Genomic DNA, 1,946 nt, shown 5'->3' on the forward strand with positions numbered 1-1,946 from the left:
TGGTGAGTGCGCCCATGAATAATACCTCCTGTATTTAACTATAGCGTTATGGTGTTGTAACGTCAAAACGTTTGTTTTGAGGAGGGATCGGATTGGGAGAGGAACTGGTGTCGCGTCTACACTTTTGACAAATGTGTAATGTGTAGACGCGACACCGACAGCACGCGCTTGGGGACTAAAGCTTCTATGTTCGATTCGACCAACTGATTTTCCGTCGAGAAGTCGCCTGATTACTCATAATAATAGGGAGGTGTATCATGCTCAAGGTTCGCAAATTGTTTCTCTTTGGTTCCTTTTTTGCATTAATCTTTATCGCTTTGCCGGGTATTTCACAAGCCAGTCCGAAACGGCTTGTTGACAGTAGTGACTACAAGGATAAGGATTTCCAGAAAGGCGTTATCACAGATTATGCTGACATGATCGAAGGAGATGATATTGACTGGGTTTGGATCAAGCCCGAAGCGAAACTCGCTCAGTACAAGCTGAAGGTGGGTAAAACGGAAAACAAGTCGGAAATACGCAGCAAATCATTGGTTGACCAAGTCAAATCCACCTTCAAGGATTCCTTTGCCGATATGGATGCCAAAAGCGACAAAGGACTGACTGCGGATGTGTGCATCTACGAGGCGCAAAATATGAGTATGGGCAAGGCCTGGATCCCATTTGTCGGGGTACACCAAATGCAGGCAGGTATCGGCATCGAGATGGTATTGCATGATGAAAACGACAAGCCGGTCGCGAAGTTCAGACATTTCGCACGCAAAGGCATGCAGCTCGAAGCCGCTGTGCAGGAGGCAGCGGGCGACCTGATGAAGTACATTGCCAAACATTAACGAAGCTCGGAGAAAGGGCGACAAACTGTTTAAAGAGGGAACAGGGGGAAAGAGGGGTGTGCGAAGGGAGCGAAGCCCCATCGCGGGTCAGGCGAAAGGGTTGATGATGGCGAGTCTGCCGTCTACACGCTGGGTGTGGTGCAGGTCTTCAGAAAAAAGGGTAGTGCAGCCGTTTTCAAGGGCTGAGGCTATTATCAGGCTGTCCCAGTAAGAATAGCCGTGGCGGATATTCAACGTCACGGCACTGCTGACGGTAGCGGAGGTAACGGGGGCAATGATGAACGACTCCTGCAGATCGCTGACGATCTCCCGTGCCGTCTCTTTATCGGTGAACCCCTTTCTTACCAGGACGTGATAGATTTCACCCAGAACCTGCGAGCTGACGATGATGCGTGAAAAGTGGCTATTGACCAGTTCGCTTACTACTGCAGCTTTCGGGTCGCGACTGTTCAGATAGACCCAGAGGTTGGAGTCGAAAAAGACCTTACCTTTCATGGAGTTCGTCACGATCAAAGCGATAATCGGCAGGAATCTTGATGGCACGGGCAGCAGCACGGTCGCATAAATTCCGGGCAGCGTTCGATTGTTTGGTTTGCTTTGCGGCCGCAATGCCATACTTGCTACAGAGGAACTCATAGAAATCGCGTAGTTCGGCGCGGGCAACCTTGGGGAGAATGTTCAGATTGAATGATTCGCGGGCTGTTCCCATGCTATGCTCCTGTAAATTAATTGGCAGCCGGCTTTCCCGATCAAAACAGGCGGACCATCGCCAGGGAAGCCTGTCGCTGCGTGCTGCGGCCATTATTGCCTGAACTATACCTTTTTCTACTCTGTTAAGCAAGTTGCCGGGGGATTCCTGTGGGGGATTCGGGAGTCCGATAGGGAGAAATCATTGGGGTCGCGTCTCAAGTGCGGCCGGGCAAGGTCGTGTAATCTAGCGGATGCGAATCCCGCCCAGGAAGGAAATACCGGGACGGAAGGAAATACAGGGACATCACCCTATTTACTTAACGATAACCTTCTCAAGGGAAGAAATGGTGTCGCGTCTACACTTTTGACAAATGTGTAATGTGTAGACGCGACACCGACACACCTGCGACACCGACACACCTG

3 protein-coding genes are annotated in these 1,946 nt (G+C 50.5%); 1 reads left to right on the forward strand and 2 read right to left on the reverse strand.

Annotated features, from left to right (window positions below):
* The first annotated feature begins 257 nt into the window (after positions 1-257).
* Positions 258-833 (forward strand): hypothetical protein, encoded by a 576-nt coding sequence (locus tag JN12_RS20320; protein WP_145026370.1) that lies wholly within the window; start codon positions 258-260, stop codon positions 831-833.
* A gap of 87 nt (positions 834-920) precedes the next feature.
* Here JN12_RS20320 and JN12_RS20325 read toward each other — a convergent pair whose 3' ends face one another.
* Both JN12_RS20325 and JN12_RS20615 read right to left on the reverse strand, forming a co-directional pair.
* Positions 921-1,328 (reverse strand): PIN domain-containing protein, encoded by a 408-nt coding sequence (locus JN12_RS20325; protein WP_170242108.1) that lies wholly within the window; start codon positions 1,326-1,328, stop codon positions 921-923.
* Entirely contained in the window at positions 1,318-1,542 is a 225-nt protein-coding gene (locus JN12_RS20615) for a hypothetical protein (protein ID WP_170242110.1), read from the reverse strand. The genes JN12_RS20325 and JN12_RS20615 overlap by 11 nt, the downstream gene beginning before the upstream one ends.
* Positions 1,543-1,946: the final 404 nt, after the last annotated feature.

Origin of the sequence: Geobacter argillaceus (assembly GCF_007830735.1) — a bacterium.
GTDB lineage: Bacteria > Desulfobacterota > Desulfuromonadia > Geobacterales > DSM-12255 > Geomobilibacter > Geomobilibacter argillaceus.